The 25,425-nt window shown below is 66.5% G+C and carries 32 protein-coding genes, 1 tRNA gene and 1 pseudogene; 9 read left to right on the top strand and 25 right to left on the bottom strand.

The window, feature by feature from the left end; genetic code table 11:
* Positions 1-88 precede the first annotated feature (88 nt).
* Positions 89-1,513, bottom strand: a complete 1,425-nt coding sequence (gene xseA, locus DI605_RS04180; protein WP_293969499.1) for an exodeoxyribonuclease VII large subunit — start codon at positions 1,511-1,513, stop codon at positions 89-91.
* Between xseA and purD the strand changes: the two genes are divergently transcribed.
* The 3 genes from purD (at position 1,512) to DI605_RS04165 (ending at position 3,861) form a co-directional block, all read left to right on the top strand.
* The gene (gene purD / locus DI605_RS04175) at positions 1,512-2,801 is read left to right on the top strand and encodes a phosphoribosylamine--glycine ligase (protein ID WP_293969497.1); all 1,290 of its coding nucleotides are present in this window, start codon (positions 1,512-1,514) and stop codon (positions 2,799-2,801) included. The two genes, xseA and purD, sit on opposite strands and share 2 nt — an antisense overlap.
* A gap of 72 nt (positions 2,802-2,873) precedes the next feature.
* Positions 2,874-3,413 (top strand): hypothetical protein, encoded by a 540-nt coding sequence (locus DI605_RS04170; protein ID WP_293969494.1) that lies wholly within the window; start codon positions 2,874-2,876, stop codon positions 3,411-3,413.
* Between the two features lie 16 nt (positions 3,414-3,429).
* A complete protein-coding gene (locus tag DI605_RS04165) occupies positions 3,430-3,861 on the top strand; it encodes a DUF5990 family protein (protein WP_293969491.1) in 432 nt (143 codons plus the stop codon).
* A 55-nt stretch (positions 3,862-3,916) separates the two neighbouring features.
* Here the strand turns inward: DI605_RS04165 and arsC are convergent, their stop codons facing one another.
* From arsC to DI605_RS04120, 9 genes are all read right to left on the bottom strand, one after another.
* Positions 3,917-4,330 (bottom strand): arsenate reductase (glutaredoxin), encoded by a 414-nt coding sequence (gene arsC, locus DI605_RS04160; protein WP_293969454.1) that lies wholly within the window; start codon positions 4,328-4,330, stop codon positions 3,917-3,919.
* Positions 4,327-5,001 (bottom strand): MIP/aquaporin family protein, encoded by a 675-nt coding sequence (locus DI605_RS04155; protein ID WP_293969451.1) that lies wholly within the window; start codon positions 4,999-5,001, stop codon positions 4,327-4,329. Before DI605_RS04155 ends, arsC begins: the two co-directional genes overlap by 4 nt.
* On the bottom strand, positions 4,989-5,330 hold the full coding sequence (locus DI605_RS04150) for a helix-turn-helix transcriptional regulator (RefSeq protein WP_293969448.1): 342 nt from the start codon (positions 5,328-5,330) through the stop codon (positions 4,989-4,991). The genes DI605_RS04155 and DI605_RS04150 overlap by 13 nt, the downstream gene beginning before the upstream one ends.
* A gap of 246 nt (positions 5,331-5,576) precedes the next feature.
* On the bottom strand, positions 5,577-5,960 hold the full coding sequence (gene rplL / locus DI605_RS04145; protein ID WP_293969445.1) for a 50S ribosomal protein L7/L12: 384 nt from the start codon (positions 5,958-5,960) through the stop codon (positions 5,577-5,579).
* 43 nt (positions 5,961-6,003) lie between these two features.
* Positions 6,004-6,519, bottom strand: a complete 516-nt coding sequence (gene rplJ, locus DI605_RS04140; protein ID WP_293969442.1) for a 50S ribosomal protein L10 — start codon at positions 6,517-6,519, stop codon at positions 6,004-6,006.
* Between the two features lie 309 nt (positions 6,520-6,828).
* Positions 6,829-7,692: a hypothetical protein gene (locus tag DI605_RS04135; RefSeq protein ID WP_293969439.1), complete on the bottom strand. Its 864-nt coding sequence runs from the start codon at positions 7,690-7,692 to the stop codon at positions 6,829-6,831.
* Positions 7,665-8,327 carry a hypothetical protein gene (locus tag DI605_RS04130; protein WP_293969436.1) on the bottom strand — a complete coding sequence of 221 codons (663 nt, stop codon included), beginning with the start codon at positions 8,325-8,327 and terminating at the stop codon, positions 7,665-7,667. Before DI605_RS04130 ends, DI605_RS04135 begins: the two co-directional genes overlap by 28 nt.
* Before the next feature lie 47 nt (positions 8,328-8,374).
* Positions 8,375-9,853 carry an NCS1 family nucleobase:cation symporter-1 gene (locus tag DI605_RS04125; protein ID WP_293969433.1) on the bottom strand — a complete coding sequence of 493 codons (1,479 nt, stop codon included), beginning with the start codon at positions 9,851-9,853 and terminating at the stop codon, positions 8,375-8,377.
* A gap of 5 nt (positions 9,854-9,858) precedes the next feature.
* Entirely contained in the window at positions 9,859-10,509 is a 651-nt protein-coding gene (locus DI605_RS04120) for a glutathione S-transferase family protein (protein WP_293969430.1), read from the bottom strand.
* A 97-nt stretch (positions 10,510-10,606) separates the two neighbouring features.
* On the opposite strand from DI605_RS04120, the gene DI605_RS04115 reads away from it, so the two are divergent.
* On the top strand, positions 10,607-11,806 hold the full coding sequence (locus DI605_RS04115; RefSeq protein WP_293970161.1) for a polyhydroxyalkanoate depolymerase: 1,200 nt from the start codon (positions 10,607-10,609) through the stop codon (positions 11,804-11,806).
* A 4-nt stretch (positions 11,807-11,810) separates the two neighbouring features.
* Here DI605_RS04115 and DI605_RS04110 read toward each other — a convergent pair whose 3' ends face one another.
* Entirely contained in the window at positions 11,811-12,239 is a 429-nt protein-coding gene (locus tag DI605_RS04110) for a MarR family winged helix-turn-helix transcriptional regulator (protein WP_293969427.1), read from the bottom strand.
* Positions 12,240-12,376: 137 nt separating this feature from the next.
* Between DI605_RS04110 and DI605_RS04105 the strand changes: the two genes are divergently transcribed.
* The gene (locus tag DI605_RS04105; RefSeq protein ID WP_293969424.1) at positions 12,377-12,802 is read left to right on the top strand and encodes an organic hydroperoxide resistance protein; all 426 of its coding nucleotides are present in this window, start codon (positions 12,377-12,379) and stop codon (positions 12,800-12,802) included.
* A gap of 54 nt (positions 12,803-12,856) precedes the next feature.
* Here DI605_RS04105 and DI605_RS04100 read toward each other — a convergent pair whose 3' ends face one another.
* A complete protein-coding gene (locus DI605_RS04100; protein ID WP_293969421.1) occupies positions 12,857-13,783 on the bottom strand; it encodes a hypothetical protein in 927 nt (308 codons plus the stop codon).
* 232 nt (positions 13,784-14,015) lie between these two features.
* Here DI605_RS04100 and DI605_RS04095 point away from each other — a divergent pair, with 232 nt between their 5' ends.
* On the top strand, positions 14,016-14,339 hold the full coding sequence (locus DI605_RS04095; RefSeq protein ID WP_293969418.1) for a hypothetical protein: 324 nt from the start codon (positions 14,016-14,018) through the stop codon (positions 14,337-14,339).
* Between the two features lie 3 nt (positions 14,340-14,342).
* On the opposite strand, the gene DI605_RS04090 is transcribed toward DI605_RS04095, so the two are convergent.
* The 5 genes from DI605_RS04090 to secE form a co-directional block, all read right to left on the bottom strand.
* Positions 14,343-15,062, bottom strand: coding sequence for an energy transducer TonB (locus DI605_RS04090; RefSeq protein WP_293969416.1), 720 nt, complete (start codon positions 15,060-15,062; stop codon positions 14,343-14,345).
* Positions 15,063-15,177: 115 nt separating this feature from the next.
* Entirely contained in the window at positions 15,178-15,876 is a 699-nt protein-coding gene (rplA, locus tag DI605_RS04085) for a 50S ribosomal protein L1 (protein WP_293969413.1), read from the bottom strand.
* A 2-nt stretch (positions 15,877-15,878) separates the two neighbouring features.
* Complete coding sequence (gene rplK / locus DI605_RS04080) at positions 15,879-16,310, bottom strand: 50S ribosomal protein L11 (protein WP_293969411.1); 432 nt, start codon at positions 16,308-16,310, stop codon at positions 15,879-15,881.
* Between the two features lie 154 nt (positions 16,311-16,464).
* Positions 16,465-17,004 (bottom strand): transcription termination/antitermination protein NusG, encoded by a 540-nt coding sequence (gene nusG, locus DI605_RS04075; RefSeq protein ID WP_293969407.1) that lies wholly within the window; start codon positions 17,002-17,004, stop codon positions 16,465-16,467.
* A gap of 15 nt (positions 17,005-17,019) precedes the next feature.
* On the bottom strand, positions 17,020-17,220 hold the full coding sequence (gene secE, locus DI605_RS04070) for a preprotein translocase subunit SecE (RefSeq protein WP_293969404.1): 201 nt from the start codon (positions 17,218-17,220) through the stop codon (positions 17,020-17,022).
* Positions 17,221-17,472: 252 nt separating this feature from the next.
* Here secE and DI605_RS04065 point away from each other — a divergent pair, with 252 nt between their 5' ends.
* Positions 17,473-19,368: a S9 family peptidase gene (locus tag DI605_RS04065; protein ID WP_293969401.1), complete on the top strand. Its 1,896-nt coding sequence runs from the start codon at positions 17,473-17,475 to the stop codon at positions 19,366-19,368.
* Between the two features lie 82 nt (positions 19,369-19,450).
* Here DI605_RS04065 and DI605_RS04060 read toward each other — a convergent pair.
* Together DI605_RS04060 and DI605_RS04055 are read right to left on the bottom strand one after the other, a co-directional pair.
* Positions 19,451-19,526, bottom strand: a tRNA-Trp gene (locus DI605_RS04060).
* A gap of 168 nt (positions 19,527-19,694) precedes the next feature.
* The gene (locus DI605_RS04055) at positions 19,695-20,744 is read right to left on the bottom strand and encodes an aspartate-semialdehyde dehydrogenase (protein ID WP_293969398.1); all 1,050 of its coding nucleotides are present in this window, start codon (positions 20,742-20,744) and stop codon (positions 19,695-19,697) included.
* Positions 20,745-21,179: 435 nt separating this feature from the next.
* Between DI605_RS04055 and DI605_RS04050 the strand changes: the two genes are divergently transcribed.
* Complete coding sequence (locus DI605_RS04050) at positions 21,180-21,383, top strand: oxidoreductase-like domain-containing protein (protein ID WP_293969395.1); 204 nt, start codon at positions 21,180-21,182, stop codon at positions 21,381-21,383.
* Between the two features lie 53 nt (positions 21,384-21,436).
* Positions 21,437-22,168: a leucyl/phenylalanyl-tRNA--protein transferase gene (gene aat / locus DI605_RS04045; protein ID WP_293969392.1), complete on the top strand. Its 732-nt coding sequence runs from the start codon at positions 21,437-21,439 to the stop codon at positions 22,166-22,168.
* Positions 22,169-22,200: 32 nt separating this feature from the next.
* Here the strand turns inward: aat and DI605_RS04040 are convergent.
* The 6 genes and pseudogenes from DI605_RS04040 to DI605_RS04015 all read right to left on the bottom strand — a co-directional run.
* A pseudogene (locus DI605_RS04040) lies at positions 22,201-22,368 on the bottom strand (DUF2155 domain-containing protein); the annotation flags it as partial.
* Positions 22,369-22,646: 278 nt separating this feature from the next.
* Positions 22,647-23,135 carry an outer membrane lipid asymmetry maintenance protein MlaD gene (gene mlaD / locus DI605_RS04035; protein WP_293969389.1) on the bottom strand — a complete coding sequence of 163 codons (489 nt, stop codon included), beginning with the start codon at positions 23,133-23,135 and terminating at the stop codon, positions 22,647-22,649.
* Positions 23,132-23,527, bottom strand: coding sequence for an NADH:ubiquinone oxidoreductase subunit NDUFA12 (locus DI605_RS04030; protein ID WP_293969386.1), 396 nt, complete (start codon positions 23,525-23,527; stop codon positions 23,132-23,134). Before DI605_RS04030 ends, mlaD begins: the two co-directional genes overlap by 4 nt.
* A 75-nt stretch (positions 23,528-23,602) precedes the next feature.
* Positions 23,603-24,061 (bottom strand): DUF192 domain-containing protein, encoded by a 459-nt coding sequence (locus DI605_RS04025; RefSeq protein WP_293969383.1) that lies wholly within the window; start codon positions 24,059-24,061, stop codon positions 23,603-23,605.
* Complete coding sequence (locus DI605_RS04020; protein ID WP_293969380.1) at positions 24,058-24,648, bottom strand: cold shock protein; 591 nt, start codon at positions 24,646-24,648, stop codon at positions 24,058-24,060. Before DI605_RS04020 ends, DI605_RS04025 begins: the two co-directional genes overlap by 4 nt.
* A 125-nt stretch (positions 24,649-24,773) precedes the next feature.
* Complete coding sequence (locus tag DI605_RS04015; RefSeq protein ID WP_293969377.1) at positions 24,774-25,319, bottom strand: RecX family transcriptional regulator; 546 nt, start codon at positions 25,317-25,319, stop codon at positions 24,774-24,776.
* Between the last annotated feature and the right edge of the window lie 106 nt (positions 25,320-25,425).

Below are 25,425 nucleotides of genomic sequence, written 5' to 3'. Positions count from 1 at the left end.
CTCTTTGCTGCCAATTCCGGGGAGATAGCGCGTCCCGCCCGCACGGCAAGCATGGGCAGCCATTTACAAGGCGGATCGTCGCGGCATGCTACAGCAATGTCGGCTGATCCGGGCCTTTCGCGGGCCTAGCCGGGCGCGCGGGCCTGGGTGCCGTGCCCTCCACCTGCACGTCCACGCGATCCGCGCCCGCGAAGACGAGCGTGACCGATCCCGCCGCGCGCACCGCGGCCCCCGTCGTCACCACGCCGCCCGCGCGATCCTCCACCCATGCATAGCCCCGCGAAAGCACCCGCTCGGGATTGAGCTGTTCGATCAGCCGCCACGTCTGGCCCAGCCGGTGCCGATCCGCCTCGATCCGCGCGGTGACGAGGCCGGGGCGCAGGCGAAGCCCGGCCAGCCTCTCCCGCCCGCGTGCCAACCGCGCCTCCAGCAGGGCCGGGCGGAGCGCACCTGCCGCATCGGCCAGTTCGCGTCGCGCCTCCGCCAACCGGCCGGAAAGCGCGCGCGGCAGCCGCTCGCCCGCCTCGTCCAGCCGCTGGCGCTGGGGTGCGAGCAATCGTTCCGGCGGCGGCAGGCGACGCGCCACCGTGGCGAGACGTTCCGCGCCATAATCGCGATAGCGCCGCGCGCAGCGGCCCGCACGCAGCCAGAGCTGCTGGATGCCATCCGCCAGATCCGCCTTCACCGGCACGGCCATTTCGGCGGCGGCGGTGGGTGTCGGCGCGCGCACGTCCGCCGCGAAATCGCAGAGCGTGGTATCCGTCTCATGGCCCACGGCCGAGATGGTGGGGATGGGAGATTCCGCCACCGCGCGCACCACCACCTCCTCGTTGAAGGCCCACAGATCCTCGATCGATCCGCCGCCGCGCGCCACGATGATGAGATCGGGCGGGCTCGCCATCCGCGCGAAGCCGCGCACCGCCGCCGCCACCTGCGCCGCCGCGCCCTCCCCCTGCACCGCCACCGGCCAAACGAGAACGTGGCTGGGGCAGCGATCCTCCAGCCGGTGCAGGATATCGCGGATCACGGCGCCGGTGGGCGATGTGACGACGCCGATCGTGCGCGGCAGGAACGGCAAAGGCCGCTTGCGATCCCGATCGAACAGCCCCTCGGCCGCCAGCGCGCGGCGCCGCTGATCGAGCAGCGCCATCAGCGCGCCCTGCCCCGCCAGTTCCATGCGCTCGATCACGATCTGGTAGCGCGAACGCCCCGGATAAGTGGTCAGGCGGCCCGTGGCGATCACCTCGGCACCATCCTCCGGCCGAAAGGCGAGCGGCGTGCCCTTCCAGATCACGCCATCCAGCGCCGCGCGATCATCCTTCAGCGTAAGATAGGAGTGACCGGAGGCGACGCGCTTGTAGCCGGAAATCTCGCCGCGCACCCGCACATGGGAGAATGTGTCCTCCACCGATCGCTTCAGCGCGCCCGAAAGCTCCGATACGGAAAGCGCGGGCGCGTTGTCGCCGGCCGCTTCCTCGGCTAGCAGCCGGCCGTTCGCATCGGGGATCGTCATGAAAGTCCTGCTTATCGGTTCGGGGGGACGCGAACATGCGCTCGCCTGGAAGCTCGCGCAATCGCCTCGCCTCACCAAACTCTATGCCGCGCCCGGCAATCCGGGCATCGCGCGCCACGCCGAGCCGGTGGATCTCGACCCTCTTCATATCGAGGCGATCGTGGCTTTCGCGCGCGACGAGAATATCGGTCTGGTTGTGGTGGGACCGGAGCAGCCGCTGGTCGCCGGCCTCGCCGATCGGCTGCGCGAGGATGGCATCCTCGTCTTCGGCCCGAGCAAGGCGGCGGCGCAGCTGGAAGGCTCCAAGGGCTTCACCAAGGATCTGTGCCGGCGCGCCGGCATCCCCACCGCCGCCTATGCGCGCTACACCGATCTGGCGGCGGCGCAGGCCGGCCTCACCCGCTTCGGCCTGCCCGTGGTGATCAAGGCGGACGGCCTCGCCGCCGGCAAAGGCGTGGTGATCGCCGAAACGGCCGGAGAGGCACAGGCCGCGCTGGCGGACATGTTCGGCGGCGGCTTTGGCGGAGCCGGCGCGGAAGTGGTGATCGAGGAATATATGACGGGCGAGGAAGCGAGCTTCTTCGCCCTTGCCGATGGAACCACGGCCATCCCCTTCGGCTCCGCGCAGGATCACAAGCGCGTGGGCGAAGGCGATACCGGCCCCAATACCGGCGGCATGGGCGCCTACAGCCCCGCCCCCGTGCTGACCCCCACGCTGGAAGCGCAGACGATGCGCGAAATCATCCTGCCCACCGTGCGCGCGATGGCCGAGGCCGGCATGCCCTATTCGGGCGTTCTCTATGCCGGCCTGATGCTGACGGCCGAAGGGCCGAAGCTGATCGAATATAATGCGCGCTTCGGCGATCCGGAGACGCAGGTGCTGATGCCGCGCTTCGACGGTGACCTGATCGATCTGATGCTGGCCGTGGCCGAGGGCCGGCTGGCGGAAATCCCGTTGCCAGAGCTGGCGCCGCGCGCGGCGCTGACGGTGGTGATGGCCGCGCGCGGCTATCCCGGCACGCCCGAAAAGGGCGGCGGGATCGAGGGCGTTGACGCGGCGGAAGCCGCCGGCGCGATCGTTTTCCACGCCGGCACCACGCTTGAGGACGGGCGCCTGATCGCGAATGGCGGCCGCGTGCTGGCGGTGACGGGCACGGGCGCCTCCGTGGCCGAGGCCCAGGCCGCCGCCTACGACGCGGTCGACCGGATCGCCTTCCCCACCGGCTTCTGCCGCCGCGACATAGGCTGGCGCGAAGTGGCGCGCGAGGCGCAAGGGCCTAACGGCTAGCTTGCGTCCCGCGACGAACGGAGGCTAGGGCCGCACCACCGCCTGCGGACCACCAGAGAGAACAGGGACGATATGGACCAGACGACGCTCATCATCATCGCCGCGATCGTGGTGGCCGTGCTTCTGGCCTTCCTCCTGCTCCGCAGTCGCAAACAGCATGTGACATTCAGGGAAACGCCCGCCGTGCCGCCGATGGCGCCCGCGCCGAAGGCCGCACCGGCTCCCGTTCCCGCGCCGGCACCCGCCGCTCCTCCATCCTCCGCGATCGAGGAAGGCCATGGCGTCGATTCCGAGATCAGCGCCGCGATCGAGGATGTCGTCGATCAGTTCATCGGCATCGATGCCCACCCTTCGGGCCAGCCCGCGCCCACGGGCGACATATTGACGACGCTCAAGGGCCTCGGCCCGAAGGCCGAAGCGCGCCTGCACGATCTGGGCGTGACGAGCTTCGAGCAGATCGCCTCGTGGAGCCTTGCCGACGTGGAGGCGATCGACTCGCAGATGGGCGCCTTCAAGGGCCGCATCGTGCGCGACAAGTGGGTCGAGCAGGCCCGCCTCCTCGCCAAGGGCGATCGCGAAACGTTCGAAGCGCAGTTCGGCAAGATCGGCTGACGGGAGCACCCCTCCCATGGCCCGGACGGATCGGATCGAGATACCGTTCCGGATCATTATCCGGCAGCCCGTTCCGAACGTTCTCCACAGCCTTCAGGCGAGGAACGGCGGCCCCCTCGATCCGAAATCCTCGCCGGACGGCGCACCGCTGCGTTTCGATTTCCCGGTGCGCATCGGGCCCGGCCCCAAATTCCATGGCGATCAGGTGCGCCCGGAAGGCCCCGTGCGCCGCTTCGTCTATATCCGCGTGGGCGATCTGGCCGGCGATGCGGCCTCGCCCTGGTCCCGCCGGATGAAGATCGACATCCACGATATCGACGAGGCGATGATCGAGCATGCCGCCCGCAGCGGCGGCGTGATCGAGACGATCATCATCGGCACCGCCAGCGACGGCACGCCCGCCTGCGCCACCATCACTCCTGCGGAACGGCGCGTCGCGGAAAGGTGATCGCCCTCGAAGATGCAGCGAGGCATCGAAGCGGGCCGAAACCGGAACGCGGCCCTCAGCCCCTCGTCACCACGTCTCCATCCTCCTTCCGGAACGTCACGGGGCCGCGTTCGAGCAGATCGAACACCGTCTCCGACGGCCGGCACAGGCGCGCACCTCTGGGCGTGACGACGATCGGCCGGTTCACGAGGATCGGGTGCCGGATCATCGCGTCGACAAGCGCATCGTCCGGCACTGCGGGATCGAGCAGGCCCAGATCGGCCGCGGGTGCCCCCTTCTCACGCAGAATGTCGCGCGGGCGCATGCCCGTGATGGCGAGCAATCGTTCGAGAAGCGCCCTGCTCCAGCCGACGGCGCGATAATCGACGATGTCGGGCCGGTAGCCAGCCGCTTCGATCATCGCGAGCGCGTTGCGCGAGGTGCCACACTCGGGATTGTGATAGATGGTAACGGGAAAGCTGTCGCTCATGGCGTGTAATCCTCCTGCATCAGCCACGGGAACAGGAGCAGGGCTGCCACGGCCCCGCCCAGTTGGCCCGCGATGAAGAGGGGGATCGAATGTGGCGCGATCCCGGCGAAGCTGTCCGTCATCCCGCGCGCGATAGTGACGGCGGGATTGGCGAAGGACGTGGAAGCCGTGAACCAATAGGCCGCAACGATATAGAGACCGATGGCCGATGGCATGGCATCCGGGCGATGGCGGCGCGTACCGAGGATCGTGCCGATCAGCCCGAACGTCGCGATCGCCTCCGCAAATCCCTGGGGCAGCCCGTCGCGCGCCTTGGTGGAAACCTCGAAAAAGGGCGCGGCGAACATCAGATGGGCCGCCCACACGCCGGCGATCGCGCCCACCATCTGCGCCGCGGCATAGAGGCTGGCCGTCGCCACCCCGATCTCGCGCCGCAACAGCAGGACGAACGTGACGGCGGGGTTGAAATGGGCACCCGAAACCGGCCCGAAAATGTGGATCAGGACGATGAGGCCGGCCCCGGTGGCGATCGTGTTCGCAAGCAGGGCCAGCGCATCATTGCCGGCGGCAAGCCGCTGGCCCATCAACCCCGATCCGACGACGATCGCCAGCAGCATCGTCGTGCCCAGGCATTCGGCGGCCAGGCGGCGCGAAAGGCTCACCCGCAGCATTGCACGTCCCGGGCGATCCGCTCCAGGGGCGCACAGATTTCAGGGCGGCCGCCACAGCAATCCGCGACGAGGAAACCGAGCAGATCGCGCATCCGATCATATTCCGCGGCATAAATGATCGATCGCCCCTCGCGGCGCAGGCGAACGAGGCCCGCATGGCCGAGGATCATGAGGTGCGTGGAAAGCGTGCTGGGGAGAACGCCGATCTCGCGCGCTATCTCCCCGGCGGGCACGCCCTCCGCACCCGCGCGTACAAGGAGCCGGAACACGGCAAGACGAGTGGCATGCGCAAGTGCCGACAAGGCCTCGACGCCCGTCGACAGATCCATCGAAGTCTCCAATCCCGTCGCCCCCTCCGCCAGTCGATATCGATTCGATATTTCGCTTATCATCGAAATATCGAATCGTCGATGGCTCGCGCGATGGCGGCGCGTGCCGTCGGCTGGACGCGGGCCGCAAAAGAAAGGGCGGCCCGTCGCCGGACCGCCCTTCCCCGATCTTTCGATCAGGTGTCTTTCGACCGAGGCCCCGCCGAAGCGGGGGCAAGTCTCCCGGGGGGCGAGCCCCCGAAAGGCTTACTTCAGCTCGACGGTCGCGCCGGCTTCCTCGAGCTGCTTCTTCAGCTTCTCGGCCTCGTCCTTGCTCACGCCTTCCTTGACGGCCTTCGGAGCGCTCTCGACGAGCGTCTTGGCTTCCGTCAGGCCCAGGCCGGTGATGGCGCGGACTTCCTTGATGACGTTGATCTTCTTGCCACCGTCGCCGGTGAGGATCACGTCGAACTCGGTCTTCTCTTCAGCGGCGGCGGCGCCACCAGCTGCGCCACCGGCGGCCGGAGCGGCAACCGCAACGGCAGCGGCGGCCGAAACGCCCCACTTCTCTTCGAGGAGCTTCGAGAGCTCGGCCGCCTCGAGGACGGTCAGCGCGGACAGGTCTTCAACAATCTTCGCGAGGTCTGCCATGATATTCTCCATGGGGGCGCGACGGCCCCGATAAGGTCAGGTGTTATGCTTCTTCCTTGGCCGCATAGGCCCCGAACACGCGGGCGAGCTGGCCGGCCGGCGCCTGAAGCACCGATGCAACCTTCGTCGCCGGAGCCTGGATGAGACCCAGGATCTTGGCGCGCAGCTCGTCGAGGCTGGGCAGCTCTGCGAGCGCCTTCACCCCGTTCACGTCGAGGACGGTCGAGCCCATCGCGCCGCCCACGATTTCCAACTTGTCGTTGGTCTTCGCGAAATCGACGACGACCTTGGCGGCCGCGACCGGATCCACCGAGGTGGACAGCGCCGTCGGCCCCGTCAGCATCTCGCTGATCGTGGCGTAAGGCGTGCCTTCGGCGGCAATGCGGGCAAGGCGGTTCTTGGCCACTTTGTAGCTGGCGCCCGCTGCCCGCATCTTCACCCGGAGCGCCGTCGACTGGGCGACGGTCATTCCAAGGTTGCGCGTGACGACCACGACGGACGTCTCGCTGAAGACTTGGTTCAGCTCTGCGACCAGCTCGGACTTCTGAGCACGATCCATTGCCATTCTCCACTCATCCGGCGATGTTTCGCCGGATGTACCAATGCACCCGGCGCGACATGCGCCGAATGCAACGAACCGCCCCGGCAGAACCGGAACGGCAAGAGTCCGAAGGGGAATGGATGCCCGACCCGAAGGGCGAACCCGTCAGGCAGACCGGCGCGGCTTGAAGGACGCGGCCGGCAAAATCTCTTCCCCGTCTAGGCAGGGCATTAAGAGGGGCATATTCCCCTCACCTGCTGTCTCGGACGGATGCCCATCGGCAAACCGACGGGCAGGTGCGGCCCCTTAGCGAATCGCGTGCGAAAGTCAATCGGATGCGGCGCAGGCATAAGGCGGAAGCCAGCAGGGCGCCCCGATTTCCCACCCGATCCTGTAGCGGTGCAACGGCAGTGCCCCGCCCGTCATGATGCCCGGCGCCGGCCTTGCACCATTGCCTGCGGGCCACGCGACGGATGGTGGAGCGTCCGGCAACCAGCGCTCCTCCCCTGCGAAGTCGCGGGTCTGGGCGATCGCCCAGACGCCGTGGACTCTCTGAACCTGGTGATATTCGACCGTGTTTCGCACCATGCCGGCCCGATCGGTTATGATCGAGCGCGCCATGTAGATCTTCCCGAATTCGCCCGGCAGGGCTTGGAATACCAGCGCGCGCGCCGGCTCATCCGGTTTGGCCTCGACCGGGACGAGGCGGATGCTCGCAGCCAACAGCACCCATGCGAACGTGGCGAGACTTGCGCGGGGAAACGCCTTCAATCCGCGCACGAACACCAGCGCGAAAAGAGCGAAAAGTGGCAGCAGCCATTTGAAATAATGAATGTTTCCATAGCGCCAGAGGCCCGGCGGCAGCAGATCGACATAAGCGAGCATCGTCGCGGCATAAGCCAGCATGGGCAGGATGATCGTGAAGGCAGCCAGACGCCTGTCCGGTCGGCAGGCGATCGTGACGAGCATGCCTGCCGCACCGAGGATCATCCAGGGGCACAAGGCCAGCAGGCTGAGGCCCGCGGGGAACCATGGCTGCGGCTCCACGATCAGCACATAGGCCTTCCACGGAAGCCATGCGAGCTTCAGGCCATAGGCGGCCGACAATTCCATATAGCGCGTCGGCCGCAGGCCGTAGATGACGAGATGGAGCACGCCATAGATCAGGATCGCAACCGTGCCGGATGCCACGGCTCACGCCACCGCCGATCGCGAAAGACCAGCGTTGCGCACACGATCGCGCCGGTTACCGCGCCAACCAGCGCATCTCCGGGACGCGCGATCGGAAGCGCCGCAAGAACACACCCGAAAATGGCGGCGCGCGCGTCGCCTCGGGCGCAGCCGGCCAGCGTGTCGAGCGCCAGCCCCAGTGCCAGCCAGATCAGGGCGGCGGAAAGCGTCGTCGTCCATGGCACCACCCAGGCAACGTTGATCGCCGGATAAAGAATGGTCGTCCCGATGAAGAGCAGGGCCGCCGGCAGGCGTTCCACATCGAAATGCGCCGCCACGCGAAGAAAGCCCGCCAGCGCAAGCAGCAGATAAAGGCATCCGGAGATCAGAAAGGGCGCGTGCGGCGTGAGAACGTGGAACGGCACTTCGAGCAACGGGTAGAGCAAGGGATACCAATGTTCGCCCGGCTCGAGACGTCCGGCCGCAAACGCCGCGATCGATCGCAGATACTGGCTCTGATCCCAGCTGTCATACCAGTAGGCCACCCGCCAGCGGGACTGGACGAGGGTCAGCAGCATCATCACCGCATAGGCGCCGGCGGCGAACAGATAGGGCAGAAGGCGGCTCACGCGGGCGCGGATCGAAATTGCCTCCATATGCCTGCGTCTTCCGGATAGTCGGCTGGTCGCTAGCCCGGAAAAGGTTAACGGCTTGCCAAGCCGCCTGCCCTGCCCGCCCGCATCAGCAGCGTGTAGCTGGCCATCGCGCCAAACAGACCGACGAACCAGGCATAGGCATAGAGCCCGCTCCAGAAGGCGCCGATGCCGGCCCCGATCGCCGGAAAGGCGGTGGCGACAAAGCCCGGCAGATTGGGCAGGACACCGGCGGCGAAGGCGATCAGGGCAGCCGGATTCCAGCCGGCGCGATAGCGATAGGCGCCTTCCTCCCGATACAGCGCCTCCACCTCGATCCGGCCACGGCGGACGATCCAGTAATCGGCGATCAGGATACCCGCGATCGGCCCGAGCAACGCGCCATAGCCCGTCAGCCAGACGAAGATGAAACCGCCCGTCGTCTCCAGCAATTTCCACGGCATCATGACCACGCCGATCAGCGCGCTGATGAGCCCGCCCGTGCGGTAGGAAATGCGCGAGGGCGCCAGCGACGAGAAATCATAGGCCGAACAGACCAGATTGGCGGCGATGTTGCACGAAATGGTATCGATGCTGATGACGATCAGGCCGAGCAGCACGAACGGCCCGGAGAGCGTGCCGGCAAGCTTCACCGGATCCCAGATCGCCTGCCCATAGATGACGACCGTGGCCGATGTGGTGATGACGCTGGCCAGCGCGATCAGCCCCATCGTGGGCGGCAGGCCCATCGCCTGCCCGATCATCTGATCGCGCTGGCTGCGGGCGAAACGGGTGAAATCCGGAATATTGAGAGCCAGCGTTCCCCAGAAGCCGACCATCGCCGTCAGCGTCGGCCAGAAGACGACCCAGAATTGCCCCGCTCTGGCACCGCCGGGCGCGAAGGCCGAGGGAGCCGAGAAGATCGGCCCGAAGCCGCCTGCCCGGCTCACCGCCCACCAGACGAGCGCCAGGCAGACGAGGATCTTGATCGGCGCCGTCCAGGTTTCCAGCCGCCGGATCGTCGTCAGCCCCTTGCGGACGAAGAAGAGCTGGAGAAGCCAGAAGGCGAGGAAGGCTGCGAACTGCCCCGCGCCTATCCCCAGCGCGGGCAAGGCCGCGCCCGAAAGATCGCGGCCGAGGAAGATGCCGAGCAGGGTGAGCAGCGCCTCGCCGCCGATCCACGTCTGGATGCCATACCAGCCACAGGCGACGAGCGCGCGGGCGATCGCGGGCACGCGCGCGCCGCTGGTGCCGAAAGAGGCGCGAGCCAGCACAGCAAAGGGCACGCCATAGCGCGCGCCGGCATGGCCGATCAGCGTAAGCGGCAGGAGCAGCACCAGATTGCCCAGCAGCACGGTGAGCGTCGCCTGCGCTGCCGACATGCCCTGTTCGATCAGGCCCGAGGCGAGCATCCAGCTGGGCACGGCGACGACCATGCCCACCCAGAGGGCGGCGAAATGATACCAGGCCCAGGTCCGCTGTTCGGGGCCGGTGGGCGCGAGATCCGGATTCCAGAGGGATGCCGAGCGATCGGCGGCGGGCGCGTCCACCGCGGTCAGAATTCCACCTCGAGTTCCTGCAGCTCGACCGGCTCGGCCTTCGCCGCCGCGATCCATTCCTGCATCGGCGCCCAGGCCATGATCGTATCGCGATAGGCGGCCGCCCCGTCGCCCAGCGGCACGTCATAGGTCACGAAGCGGGTCGCCACCGGCGCATACATCGCATCGGCGATGGTGGGTTTCTTCCCGAACAGGAAGGGGCCGCCGTAGCGCTTCAGGCAATCGCCCCAGATTTCCTCGATCCGCTCGATATCGGGCTTCGCGCCCGAGAAGATCTTGAAGTTCCGGAATTGCGAATGGAGGTTCATCGGCAGCGCCGAGCGCAGATTGAAGAAGCCCGAATGGATCTCCCCAGTGATCGATCGGCAATGCGCGCGCGCCTTGGGATCGGCCGGATACATGCCGGCTTCGGGAAACACCTCGTTCAGATAGCCGGCAATCGCGAGCGTATCCCACACGCTCACCCCATCATGCGTGAGCCGGGGGACGCGGACCGAAGGGGACAGCAGCAGCAATTCCGCCCGCGAATCGGCGTCGACCGGTATCAGTTCCTCCTTCACATCCAGCCCGGCCAGTTTGCACAGCAGCCAGCCGCGCAACGACCAGGACGAATAATTCTTGCTGGAAATCGTCAGCGTCGCGCTCATGATCGCCTCACCCCCGCCGGCTCGATGATCGTAGTTGTGGCGCACCGCAGCAAAAAAGCCTAGGCCCATGCCCACCGTTTGGGGGAACGGCTGCACGATGCTGTACGAAACCTACCAGACCTTCACGGATTTCATGGCCCCGGTGAGGCTGGGCGCTCGGCTGGCGCTGATGGGCGAGACGGCCGCGAACGAGTCGCCGGTCGGACGCAGCGCGATGGCGCTCGCGCATATCGTGGCCGAAACGAAGCTTTCGCATCATCGCCCGCCCTATCGGATCGACAGCGTGGTTTCCGGCAACCGCACGCTGCGCGTGCACGAAGAGGTGGCGCTCTCGCTGCCCTTCGGAAACCTGCTCCACTTCGTACGCGAGGATGCGGAGCCCAAGCCGAAGATGCTGGTGGTGGCGCCGCTTTCCGGCCATTTCGCGACGTTGCTGCGCGATACCGCCGCGACCTTGCTGCGCGATCATGACGTGTACATCACCGACTGGAAGAATGCGCGCGACGTGCCGCTTTCGGCCGGCGCCTTCGGCTTCGACGATTATGTGGACTATGTGATCCGCTTTCTCGAGACGATCGGTCCGGGCGCGAACCTGATCGCCGTATGCCAGCCCTGCGTGCAGGCGCTCGTGGCCGTGGCGGTGATGGCCGAGGACGATCATCCCTGCCAGCCGCGATCGATGACGCTGATGGGCGGCCCGGTGGATACGCGCGTGGCGCCCACCACGGTGAACGCGCTCGCCACATCGAAGCCGCTCGAATGGTTTCGCGAAACACTGATCGGCCGCGTGCCGATGCGCTATGCGGGCCGGGGCCGCGAGGTTTATCCGGGCTTCATGCAGCTTACGGCCTTCATGTCGATGAACATGGGCCGCCACATGGCGCAGCATCGCAAGCTCTATCAGCAGATGGCAGACGGCGAGGACGGCCATGTGATCCGCGAATTTTACGATGAATATTTCGCGGTGCTGGATCTGACGGCGGAATTCTATCTGGAAACGGTGGACAAGGTGTTCCAGCGCGCGCTGCTGGCGAAAGGCGAGCTGGATTATCGCGGCGCCCGCGTGCGGCCGGACAAGATCCGCAAGACGGCGCTGCTGACGGTAGAGGGCGAGCGCGACGACATTTGCGCGGTCGGCCAGACGGCGGCCGCGCACGATCTCTGCTCGTCGCTACGCCCCCATCTGAAGCGGCACCATCTGCAGCCGGGTGTCGGCCATTACGGCGTCTTTTCCGGCCGCAAATGGGAAAATCAGGTCTATCCGCAGGTGAAGAGCCTGGTGCTGGCGGTGAACTGATCGCTCAGCCCGCGATCGCGTCCCGCAGGGCCTGAACCTGCATATTGAGCGCGACGAGATCGGCCAGCGTCATGCCCGATCGCGCGAGCAGCGCCTCGCCCAGGCAGCCACACTCCTCCCGCAGCGCGCGGCCACGATCCGTGAGCCCCACATGCACCTGTCGCTCATCCTTCGGATTGCGCGAACGGGCGACGGCGCCAGACGCCTCCAGCCTCTTCACGAGCGGCGTGACCGTGCTCGATTCGAGCGCGAGCCGATCGGCGATCGCGCCGATCGTGCGGCCATCCTCCTCCCATAAGGCGTGCAGCACCAGATATTGGGGATAGGTGAGCCCCAGCGCATCCAGCATCGGCTTGTAGGCGCGATTGATCGCCATGGATGCCGAATAAAGCGAAAAGCACAGCTGGCTATCGAGCGGCAGGGCAGCGGACATCATCATTCTCCCCAACCGGCGAGCCTCGCCCGCCAATTAAATATCGCGATAAATAATGTCTGGACAAGGAAAGGCAACGCCTCTATCTAATGATTATCGCGATAATGAATATGGCGATATTAGATGGAGTTCGGGATATGTCGATCGATGTGAAATATCGGACGCGCGCCACCGCCACCGGGGGCCGTGAAGGCAAGGCGCGCAGCGAAGATGGCCGGCTGGACGTCACCCTCTCGCTCCCAAAGGAACTGGGCGGCGCCGGCGGCCCCGGAACGAATCCGGAGCAATTGTTCGCAGCGGGCTATTCGGCCTGCTTCATCGGCGCGATGGGCGTTGCCGCCCAGCAGCTGAAGGTGAAGCTGCCGGCGGACGTGAATGTGACGGCGACGGTGGGCATCGGCCCGCGCGCGGCCGGCGGCTTCGGCATCACCGCCGATCTGGAGATCAGCCTGCCCGGCCTGGATCGCGCCGTGGCGGAAGAGTTGGTCGCGACCGCGCACCAGATCTGCCCCTATTCGAACGCGACGCGGGGCAATTTGGATGTCGGCCTGACCGTGGCGTGACCTGGATGGGAGGGGCGGACGGACCCGCCTGCCCCTCCCGCCTGCCCGATCCTTTCAGGGCATCGGCACCGAATAGACCGTGAAGAGGCCCGGATCCTGGCCGGCCATTTCCGCCGCGCGGAAGCGGAGCTTCGCCACCACCCCATAGGCCCTCCCCTTCCAGGCGATGGCGGATGTGGTGCCCGGCAGGCTGCCCGGCAGCATCCGCACCTCGAGCCGATTGCCCGGCATGACCACCGCTTCGGAAATGCCGCCCTGCTCGCCATTTTCGCCGAACAGAAAGCGCCCCTTGGCAACGAAGCGCAGGCCATCCGGATGATCGAGCGGGCGGGATGGGGCCAGTTCCACCAGTTCGCCGGGCGCGCCATCGCCGTTCGGCTTCACGCGAAAGACCCGGTTCGAGCGGACCGAACTCAGATACAGCGTGCCATCGGTATCGAAAGCGATGCCGTCGACCCCGGCAAGCCCTGGATCGCTCAGCCAGATATCCAGCGCGGGCGCACCCTTGCGGAGCCGGATGATCCGGCCGCTGGCGGTTTCGGCGATATAGACGGTGCCGTCCGCGCCGATGGCCATATCGTTGCAGACATCCTTCGCGCCGCCCGGCATCTGCCAGCGCCCCCTGGGTGCGCCCGTCTTGAGATCATAGGCGAACAGCGAGGAGCTGCGATCGCGCACATCATCGGGATCGCCCGCGTGCGGCCTGCCGCATGCCCACAGGATTCCCGCCTTTTCATCCGGCAAGACACCCAGCATCGCGACCATGCCGCTGCGCGCGGGCGTGAGCCATTCGGTGGCGACGGCATCGCCCGGCCGCGCGCGCCAGATGGCGCCATCATCCGCGCCGCTGACGAACAGATCGCCTGCGCGCGTGACGGCGATGCTTTCCGGAAAGATGCGCCCGCGCGGAAAGCCGATCGGATCGGCTGGCCCTGCGCCGACAAGCAGCGTCATCGCCGCAACGATGAGCGGCCCTCGCATGCCGAGCCCCATTTCGCCTCTCCCTCTCCGGATCCGTTCATACGACGACTGTATACAATTCTGCACGGATCGGCGTTGGGCGGCAAGACCCGCCGGAACGAAGCAGGACCAGGTCCATTCTCGTGTTGCGATCGATGTCCGGCAGGCAACCGGCGCTGCCGCGACACCGGGTGTCGCGTCCCGGGCAACCCTCGTCCCTTCCCATCGTTATGTGCGGATAAGGAGACTGACGATGCGGAAACTGCTCATCCTGGCGATGCTCGCCACCACCACGACCACGGTGGCTATCGGCCCTGTCGGCGTGGCCTCGGCCCAGGAGCGCCGCTATGATCGCGACCGCGAATATCGCGGACGGGATCGCCGCTATTACCAGAATTGCAAGAAGAGCAGCGGCACGACCGGCCTTGTCGCGGGTGGCGCCGGCGGCGCGCTGGCCGGCAATCTGCTGGGCGGCGGCACCATCGGTACGATCGCCGGCGGCGTCGGCGGCGCGCTCCTCGGCAAGCATCTCGACAAGAAGCATGACGCCGCCCAGAATCGGAAGAACGGCTGCTGACGCTCAACCCGGCTCGTCCGGTTCGCGCTGGACGATCCATTCGTGGCTCTCGACGATCACGGATCGGACCGGGCTTCCGTCTTCGTCCCGCGCGGGGCGAAAGCGGAAGCGATCTTCGATCAGGCGGCAGGTCAGACCATCGACGACCGGAATGCCGCTCGTGCGATCGATCCGGCAATCGGTGACGCGCCCGTCCGTGCCGACGGCATAGCGGACGCCGACCTTTCCGTTCCAGCCCGTCGCGCGCAGATCCGCCGGAAGATCGCGGAAGGACAGGCGCCCCCGGATCCAGCGCGGGGGCGTGCCATCGCCGTCACCGCCCCGGCCGCCTCCTCCAGCGCCCTCGCCCTGGCCGCCCGCCCCTCGCCCGGGACCGGGCCGATCGGATGCGCCGGAATTGGCTGCCATGCCGATATCGGGCGCGGGCGCGGCGACCAGAGGTGGCGGCGCGACCGGCAGGACCGGCGGGGCAGCGACGATCTCGGTCGCCTTGTTCTTCAGGTTGCGTGGCGATGGGGCGCCCTTCGCGCGTTCCCGAAGAGCCACTGGCCTGGCGCGAGGCGCAGGCGGAATGGGCGTGCGCACGTCGACCAGCGCCAGCGCGGTTTCCCGTATCCGCGTGACCGGCACATCGAACGCACCCAGCAGCAAGGCGGCCGCCGAGGCCAGGATGGCGGCGGTGCCGGCTCCGGCCAGGATCCTGTCACGGGCGGGTGTGCGCATCGCCCATCAACGCATGCATCAGCATAGATGCGCCATGAATGCCGTCCGGCAGCGCCAAAAGAAAAGGGCCGGGGATCACTCCCCGGCCCTTCCCGTTTCACTGAGGCTTTAAGGCTCAGGCCGTCGCGACTTCCGTCACGTCAACCTTGATGCCCGGGCCCATCGAGGAGGAGATGGCAACCTTCTTCAGGTACTTGCCCTTCGCGCCCGTGGGCTTGGCCTTCACCACCGCATCGACCAGCGCGTCGAAATTCGCGCGCAGATCTTCCGCCGGGAAGCTCGCCTTGCCGATGCCGGAGTGGATGATGCCGGCCTTCTCGACGCGATATTCGACCTGGCCGCCCTTGGCGTCCTTCACGGCCTGCGCGACGTTCATCGTCACCGTGCCGAGCTTCGGGTTCGGCATCAGGCCCTTCGGACCCAGCACCTTGCCGAGACGGCCGACGAGGCCCATCATGTCCGGCGTCGCGATGCAGCGATCGAAATCGACCGTGCCGCCCTGGATCGTCTCGAGAAGATCCTCGGCACCGACGATCTCGGCACCGGCAGCCGTGGCTTCCTCAGCCTTGGCGCCGCGCGCGAAGACGGCGACGCGCACATCCTTGCCCGTGCCCTTCGGCAGATTGACGACGCCGCGGACCATCTGGTCGGCGTGACGCGGATCGACGCCGAGGTTCAGGGCGACCTCGATCGTCTCGTCGAACTTGGCGGTGGCGTTGGTGCGGGCGAGGGCGATCGCCTCGTTCACGCCATACAGCTTCTCGCGGTCGATGGTGGTGGCCAGAGCCTTGGCCTTCTTCGTCAGCTTGGCCATGTTCAGCCCTCCACCACTTCGAGGCCCATCGCGCGGGCGGAGCCTTCGATGATCTTCGTCGCCGCATCGATATCGTTGGCGTTCAGATCCTTCATCTTCGCGGTCGCGATCTCGGAGATCTGCGAGCGCTTGATCTTGCCCGCAGACACCTTGCCCGGCTCCTTCGAACCCGACTTGAGGCCGGCGGCCTGCTTGATCAGATAGGTCGCCGGCGGCGTCTTCGTCTCGAACGAGAAAGAGCGATCGGCATAGACGGTGATCACGGTCGGCAGCGGCGTGCCGACGGCTTCACCAGCCGTCTGCGCGTTGAACGCCTTGCAGAATTCCATGATGTTCACGCCGCGCTGACCGAGCGCGGGGCCGATCGGCGGCGACGGATTGGCCTTGCCGGCCGGCACCTGCAACTTGATGTAACCCGTAATCTTCTTCGCCATGATTACCTCCTATGGCTTAGCGGTGCTGACGGCGGGCCGAAACCTGCCTCCCGCGGATCTGCTCGCTACATGCTCCTGCCAAAGCTGGAACCCAGGGCCGCGAGCGCAGCGCCTGATACTCTGGATCCCCGCATGTGCGGGAATGCCGGAATGCTTATTTGACGCGTTCGACCTGCTCGAATTCCAGTTCCACAGGCGTCGCGCGGCCGAAGATCGAAACCGAAACCTTCACGCGGCTGCGATCGAAATCCAGTTCCTCGACCACGCCGTTGAAGCTCGCGAACGGGCCGTCCAGCACCTTGACCGAATCGCCAATGTCGAAATCGACCTTGATCTTGGTCTTGGCGGGGGCGGCGGCGGCCTCCTCCTTGGTGTTCAGGATGCGCGCGGCCTCCGCATCGGAGATCGGCTGCGGCTTGCCCGAGGATCCCAGGAAGCCGGTCACCTTCGGCGTATTCTTCACGAGGTGATAGACATCGTCGTTCATCGCCAGCTTCGCGAGCACATAGCCCGGGAAGAATTTGCGATCCGACGTCACCTTCTTGCCACGGCGAACCTCGGTGACCTTCTCGGTCGGAACCTCGACCGCCTCGACCAGCGTTTCGAGGCCGAGCCGGGTCGCGTCGGTGAGGATCTGCTCCTTCACCTTGTTCTCGAAGCCCGAATAAGCGTGGATGATATACCAGCGCGACATAGTTCTAGACGAGCCTCAACCCTGTACGAGCGACAGCAGGAACTTGACGATCCGGCTGAAGCTCCAATCGACGACGAAGAAGAAAATGCTGAGCACAAGCGTCAGCACCACCACCATCACGGCGGTCATCACCGTCTCGCGGCGGCTCGGCCAATAGACCTTGGCGGTCTCGGCCTTCACCTGCTGGATGAATTCTGTGGGACTGACCTTCGCCACGGCGCGCTTTCTTCCTTGATTCCTGAACGGGCATGGGACCGCCGCCCGGTCCTCGTCGGAGCCGGTGCGATCCATCCACGCTTTCGGATTGGCGGGCCAGATAGACCTTTGGCGCTCCGGACGCAAGACGCCTCCCTTGGGGTGCCGGTCGGGCGGAATGGCCGGTCTTGCCTCTCGCTTCCGCCCGGCTAGTTTCGCTCAGGGGATCCCGCATCGACGTGTCGCGGGATGAGACGAGCTTTTGGGGGTAGAATGGTTCTGGTGAAGGCGACGGCGCTGCTCGCGCTCGTCGCGGTGGGTGGCGGAACGGCCCGTGCGGCCGATCCGGTGGCGGAAGCATTCGGCGTGCGGCCCGGCGTGGAACAGGCATCCCTCTCTCCGGACGGGATGAAGGTGGCCTTCATCGTGCCCACGAAGGGCCAGGGATCGACCCTGTTCACCGTGAGCACCGAGGAAGGCGCCGCGCCGCGCCCGGCACTGGCCGTGCCGGGAACGCCGGACCGGCTTTCGGGCTGCAAGTGGATCTCGAACAGCCGCCTCGTCTGTAGCGTCTGGGGAATGAAGAAATCTCCCGATTTCACACGACCTTATTCTTATGGGCGCCTAGTGTTCGTCGATACATCTGGCGCCAACCAGAAAATGCTGAAGGTCGACTCGGTCCTCGATTGGCTACCTGGCTCGGAGGGGCAGATCCTCATCGCTACGGGCTATCGTAACTATCTTGGCGTCTCGAAGATCGACGGGCAGAGTCTCCGGACCGAACCAGTCGAACAGCCGAGGCTCAACGCGGCCGAATATATCACAGACGGCAAAGGGGCCGTCCGTATAACAGGCTATATTCGTATTGCCGGCCAAACCGGTCAGGCGACGGGAGGCTACACATACCGATACCGAACTCTGGACTCGCGTGAATGGCGAACCCTGGGTGATTATGACTCTGTAACCCGTGAGGGATTTAATCCGCTCGCGGTCGATCCAGAGAGCAACGTCGCTTACGGATTCCGAAAGCTGAACGGGAGACTGGCGCTTTACACGCATTCACTGGATGGGTCGGACACCGAAACGCTCATCCTCTCGCACCCGCAGGTCGACATGGACGGACTGGTGCGGATCGGCCGCAAGCGGCGCATCGTCGGCGCCAGCTATGCGACGGACGGCCGCGAGATCGTCTATTTCGATCCGGCCCTGAAGGCGCTGCGCGCCGCGCTGGGCAAGGCGCTGCCCCAGGCGCCGATCGTCAGCATCGTCGATGCGAGCGAGGATGAGAGCAAACTGCTGCTGATCGCCGCATCGGACAATGATCCCGGCACCTATTATGTGTTCGACAAGGGAACCAAACAGCTCAAGCGCCTGCTGGAGGTGCGCCCGCAGTTGGCGGAACGTACGCTCGCCACCGTCCGGCCGATCACGCTGACAACGCGCGACGGCACCGCCATTCCCGCCTATCTCACGCTGCCGCCGGGCAGCACCGGCAAGGGGCTGCCGGCGATCGTGATGCCGCATGGCGGTCCGGCCGCGCGCGACGAATGGGGTTTCGACTGGCTGCCCCAATATTTCGCGGCGAAGGGCTATGCCGTGCTCCAGCCGAACTTTCGCGGATCGGAAGGCTATGGCGACGATTTCCAGATGGAAAATGGCTTCAAATCGTGGCGCACGTCGATCGGGGACGTCGTGGACGCCGGCCAGTGGTTGATCCGGGAAGGCATAGCCGATCCGAAGCGGATCGGGATCGTCGGCTGGTCCTATGGCGGCTATGCGGCGCTGCAATCGGCGGTGATGGCGCCCGATCTTTTCAAGGCGGTGGTCGCGATCGCCCCGGTGACGGATTTCGCGACCTGGCGCGAGGAATCGCGCAACTGGTCCAACCACCGGATCATGACAGATTATGTGGGGCCGACTATGGCGGAGGCCTCACCCGCGCAGAACGCGGCGAGGATCAAGGCGCCCGTGCTGCTGGCGCACGGCACGCTGGACAGCAACGTGAGCTATGCCGAGTCTACGCTGATGAAGGCGAAGCTGGAAGCGGCGGGCGCGAAACCGGAACTGCTGACCTTCCCCGAACTGGATCACCAGCTGGAGGACGGGGCCGCCCGCGCGGATCTGCTGGAGCGAAGCGACGCGCATCTGCGCAAGGCTTTCGGCATGTGAGAGACTGCCTGGGGAGGCGCCGATGCGCGCATTCCCAAGCGGGATCGGCTGGCGCCCCCTTTCGGGGAAGATCAGCCGAAAATGGCAGGAGTGGGGGGACTCGAACCCACGGCCCTCGGTTTTGGAGACCGATGCTCTACCAACTGAGCTACACTCCTCCGCAGAGGTGGAGGGGCGCATAGCGGCGCCCGACGGAACGCGCAAGGGCATCGATCCCGCTGGCACGATCGCGCCGAGGCGGCGCTCCCGCGAATGAGGGAACCCGGCACTTCCGGACGCGACGCCCGGAAACGCTGGGCTCCCGCTTCAGCAGGAGCATCACCGCATCAGCCCTGCTGGGCGACGAGCACCTCGGCCACCTGCACCGCGTTAAGCGCCGCGCCCTTGCGCAGATTGTCGCCCACCACGAAGAAAGCGAGGCCGTTCGCCACCGTGGGATCGGGGCGGACGCGGCCGACGAAAACGGGATCGCGGCCGGTGGCCTCCAGCGGATTCGGCACTTCGCTCACGACTACGCCCGGCGCATCCTGCAACAGCGCCAGCGCCGCATTCACCGAAATGGCACGCTCGAACTCGGCATTGATCGAGATCGAATGGCCGGTGAAGACGGGCACGCGGACGCAGGTGGCCGAAACGGTGAGATCCGGCAGATCGAGGATCTTGCGGCTCTCGTCGCGCAGCTTCAGCTCTTCTTCGGTATAGCCATCCTCGCCCAGCACATAATTGAGCGGCACGACATTGTAGCCGATCGGCACCGCCCACTTGCGCACGGGGCCGAGATCGGCCGCGGCACCGTCCATCGCCAGCCTGTCGCAATCCGCGGCACCCGAGGCGATCTGGTCGCGCAGCACTTCGACCCCCTCCATGCCGCCGCCCGACACCGCCTGATAGGTACTGGCGACCAGCCGCTTCAGGCCAGCCGCCTCGTGCAGCACCTTCAGCACCGGCATGGCTGCCATCGTGGTGCAGTTCGGATTGGCGACGATGCCCTTGGGAATGGTGCGCAGGGCCTTGGGATTCACCTCGGCCACCACCAGCGGCACCTCCGGATCCGAGCGCCAGGCGGAGCTGTTGTCGATCACGATCGCGCCGGCCGCCGCCACCCTGGGCGCCAGCGCCTTCGAGGTGGAGCCGCCCGCCGAGAAGAAGACGATGTCGAGACCGGCGAAATCGGCGGTGGCGGCATCTTCCACCACCACGTCGCGATCGCGGAAGCGGATGGTGGATCCGGCCGAGCGGGCGGACGCGAACAGGCGCAGGCCATCGAGCGGGAAATCGCGCTCGGCCAGCAGCTTCGTCATCATCGTGCCGACAAGGCCGGTGGCACCGACGACGCCGACATTGGGAAGGCCATCGCGGCCACGGAAGCTGGTCATGGGAAATGCGTCTCCTGGTGGGTGCGGAGGCGCGGAGGTGGTTGGTCCCGTTTGGGAGCCGCCCCGCGCTTCGGCGGGGCTGTGTCCGGTGCGCCTAGCGGGAAAGCCCCAGCGCAGCACGGACCGCCCCGCTCGCGCGGGTCGGCTTGATGCTAATCGCTTTGATGGTGGCGACGGACATGGAGCGCCGGTTAGCGGGGGAAAGTACGCATGTAAATAACGCCGCGAGCCATTTCGGCATCTTAAATGGAAACCGGCGCCAATCATCGCTACTTTGCGGCCAATGCTGCGCGCATCCCGTTCAGATCCCCATCCGCCAGTGTGGCACAGGCCGGGGTGCACGGCCCGCACCCCGGGGCATATTGCCCACGGCAGCCGGGAATCGGCCCGGACCCGCGCCGGGATGACGGACGGAAGAGCCGGAATGCGCTGCGCATGAGCAAGCCCGGCGCGCGAAGCAGCATCGCCCCTCCCCCTCCTCCGACACGGCCGGAGCCGCATGAATGCTGCGGGCGGGGCTGCTGCCCGTGCATCTTCGATTATTATAACGATGCGCTTGCCCGCTGGCGGGAGGCGATGCGGGCGCTCGGCATGGAGCCGCCGGACATCATGGATGCGAAACCCTGGCAGAATCGCTGATCCGGCACTCGCGACCGTTGGCAGCGGCCCGGCTTCAGGGTTAGGCTGCGAATATGGCCGAGCTGGACCCCGATCTGCTGCTGCGCGCTTATTCGGTCGGCGTGTTTCCGATGGCGAACAGCCGCGAGACGGATGATGTCTTCTGGGTGGAGCCGAAGAAGCGGGGCATATTGCCGCTCGATCGTTTCCACCTTTCCCGCAGCCTGGCCAAGACACTCCGGTCCGGCCGCTTCACCACCACCGCCGATGCCGCCTTCGGCGACGTCGTCGCCATGTGCGCCGAGCCGACGCCGACCCGGCCGGATACCTGGATCAATCCGCAGATCGAGATCGCCTATGGCGAATTGCACCAGCGCGGCTACGCCCATTCGATCGAAACGTGGGAGGATGGCCGGCTGGTGGGCGGGCTCTATGGGGTGAGGCTGGGCGCGGCCTTCTTCGGCGAAAGCATGTTCAGCCGCGCGACTGATGCCTCGAAGGTCGCGCTCGCGCATCTCGTCGCCCGCCTCAGGGTGGGAGGCTTTCGTCTGCTCGACTGCCAGTTCCAGACCAGCCACCTCGCCTCGCTCGGCGCGATCGAGATCGGGCGGGCCGATTATGTCGTGCTGTTGGACGAGGCGCTGGGCCTGGGCTCGGCCGTTTCTGCGGCGGGCGCCTTGGCGGCGGGATCGGCCGACTTCTTCGCGCTCGACCGGGCCGTTCCCGGCGAAGAGCCGGCGACCACCGTGGCCGGCCCGGTTTCCGCATGCCGCATCGTGCAGCTCTTGGGCCAGACATCCCAATAGGGATTTTCCACCACGTTGAGCGACGGGCTTTCCTTGTAGAGCCAGCCCGAGAAGATCCGCCGCCACTGGCCGTCCGTCCCGTGCAGATCGGCCTGGATGAAGGCGCCCGTCAGCTGTTCCGGCTCCCAGTCCGCCGTCTGATCGCAGGCGCGCAGGCGCACGATCAGCGGGCCAACGCGCTTCGCTTCACCCGGGCGCATCGTGAGATCACGGGACGTGCCGTCGCGCTTGTTGAGCACACCGATCACGGCGACACGCTCGGCCATGGGCGTATCGGCCTTGGCGAGCGGCGGCGCGGCGGGCCTGGGGGCGGCCTTTTCCACCGTCGCCGGCGCGGTTTCGTTGGCGAGGGCGGCATCCGGCACGAGCGGGGCCGTTTCGCTCCCGTTCGACGGCGCCTGGATCGCCACCGCGGCGCCGAGGCCGATCGCCCCGGCGAGGATCGCCGCCAGCGCCAGCGCGCCGGTCCTGCCCATCATCACGGAGCCTTGTCCGCAGCCCCTTCGGTGGGCGCGGCGGGCTTGTTGATGAACTGGCCGATCAGCGCCATCAGATCCATCGCCCCCTGCGTATCCGTGATCGTGTCGCCACTCTTCAGCAGCGTTTCGGAGCCGCCAGGCGTCAGCGAGACGAAGGTGCTGCCAAGCAGCCCTTCGGACGTGATCGACGCGCTCGAATCGGCCGGCAGCTTCACCGAAGGATCCAGCGCGAGCGTGACCGAAACCTGGAAGCTCTGCGGATCCAGCTTCTGCCCCGTGACGCTGCCCACCTTGAGACCGGAAACGCGCACATCCGTGCCAACGCTCACGCCGCTGGCATTGGGGAAGAGAGCGTTGACCTTGTAGCCGCCGGCATAACTGCCGCCGCCCGTATGCTTCCAGGCGAACAGGATGAAAAGACCCGCCAGGACGACGACGAGAAGGCCGACGATCGCCTCGCCGGCATTCTCGCGGAAGAGGCCCTTCATGGGTTGCCGGGGCTCCACGCCTCATAATCGCCGGTGGCGGCGGCGCGATTCCCGCCCCGCTCCAGCGCGCCCGCCGGGCGGAAGGCCGCCACGGTGCCGGTCAGGTTGGGGAGCGATTCCTTTTCCCAGATGCGCGCGGGCGGCAGCGCATCGGGCACCAGATCGGTCGTATGATGCAGCCAGCCATGCCATTCCGCCGGCACGCGGCTCGCGTCGTTCGATCCCTTGTAGATCACCCAGCGCCGGCTGAAGCCGTTCGAGGCCGTCTTGCTCTCGAAATAGGCGTTGCCCAGATCGTCCGTGCCGACAGACCGGCCGTTGCGGCGGCTGAACAGGAGGGTTCCGACGGTGGCACCTTCCCACCAGGTGAAGATTTTCATCAGCACAGACATGGTTTTGCGCTTAGCCGCTTACCGGGCGCGAGCGCAACCGGCGCCTACACATCCGGCCGCCGCCTGCCGCAAATTTTACCAGCGAACGAGATCGCCCGCGACGATCCCCTGCTTCGCCGCTGCGCCGCCGTTCAATTCCAGCACGGCGGCCACCGGCTCGCGACACTCGATCAGATCCAGCGAGAGCGGCTGGGCATTGGCCGCGATGCTGATGATTCGCCGATCCGGGCCGATGAACACCAGATCCAGCGGCAGATAGGTGTTTTTCATCCAGAAGCTTACCGGGCGCGCGGGATCCATCGGAAAGATCATGCCATGATCCGCCGGCATCGTGCGGCGATACATGAGGCCGGTTTCCTGCTGATCGGGCGTGGCCGCCACCTCAACCCGGAAACGCCGGACCTTGCCCTTGCCCGTGATGCTGAGCGGCACCGCCTTCAGCGATTGGGCGGCAGCGGCATATTCCGCCGAGGCGGGCGCGGCCGACGCAAAAAGCAGGAGCGCGGCCAGCGCCGCACCGAACGCGCGAATCATACCCGCTCGACGAGGACGGCGAGCGGCCCCTTGCGCCCCTCCGCGATGCGCGCGCGCAGCGGCTGATCCGGTTCCAGCTCGATCAGGCCGGCGCGCCGGACCGTCTCCATATGGACGAAGATGTCCTGCTGCGTGCCGGGCCGGAGCAGAAAGCCATAGCCCTTGATCTGATTGAACCACTTGACGATCACCGGCTCCAGCGGCCCCGCAATGGCGACCAGCGCCATCGGATCCACGCGATCGGCATTCTTCTTGGCGATCAGATCGGCATCCGGGCCGATCGCGGTCGACAGATCGATCTTCAGGATGCGGCGGGCCTGCAGGCCGCGCTGGCGCTCCACCGCCTCGCACACCACGCGCGTCCCTTCGGGAAGGGTGCGCCGGTCATGTTCGCGCAGCACGGAGAAATGGATCAGGACATCGCCCTCGCCATCGTCTCCGATCATGAAGCCGAAGCCGCGCGTGCCATCGAACCATTTGACCGAGCCGCTGACGCACAACGTTGCTTCCGCCGTGGCGGCCGCGGGCGATGCCTCGTCCAATTCCTCTCCTGTCGCGAGCACGCGGCCCGCCTCGTCGTCATTCATCGGAACTCAGGCATTCCTTCCAGGGCCGATCGGGCCTATAAAATGTCAGCTTAGCAGGCGCCCGTTTCGAGGGAAAGTCTCCGCCCCAAAAACGACGGAACTAAGGCAGCAGGAAAGCGTTTGCGTCAGTCGCCGGGAATCTGCCCGGGCGGGCTCGACGCAATTTGCCGAGCAAGCACAGGATCATGGCCGGCTCGGACGAGCATCGCGATCGCCTTTTCGCGGGCGGGGCGATCGGGCATTTCATCCGCGAACGGCCCGATCCGGCGGCGCCTGGCAAGCGCCAGCGCGGCCGCGAGCGCGCCTTCGCGGGCAACCTCCAGCGCGTCCTCGCCATCCTCGCCCTCGATTCCTGCCGCCCGCAAGGCCATGCCGATGCGGCGCGCGCCATAGCCGCGCCGGCCGAGCGCCGCGGCGCGCTGCCCGGCAAAAAGCCTGTCGTCGACATAGCCAAGCTCCGCCATCCGGCTGACGAGCGCCGCCGGATCGGGCGGGTCGGCGCCCGCCCATTCCGCGCCATCCAGCTTGCGCAGCAGATAATCGCGCAGTTTCGCGCGCGTCGTCGCGTAACGGCCGACATAACGGAGCGCGAGCGCCTCCAGCCGCGCGGCATCCAGGGCACGGCCGCCGCGCCGCTCCGGCGTACCTTTATATGACGTCGACTGTCTCACCCGCCACGTTTGTGCCACAAGGCTGTCGAAATTAGAACGCGCCGCCGATTATAGGTTAAAGGTTGGTGACACGGGTGCCCACGCTCCCGGTGGAATTTTTGGAGCT

Source organism: Sphingomonas sp., assembly GCF_003248515.1.
Taxonomy (GTDB): domain Bacteria; phylum Pseudomonadota; class Alphaproteobacteria; order Sphingomonadales; family Sphingomonadaceae; genus Sphingomonas_I.
The sequence above is the reverse complement of the archived record's forward strand: the minus strand, read 5'-3'. Positions and strand labels throughout refer to the sequence as shown.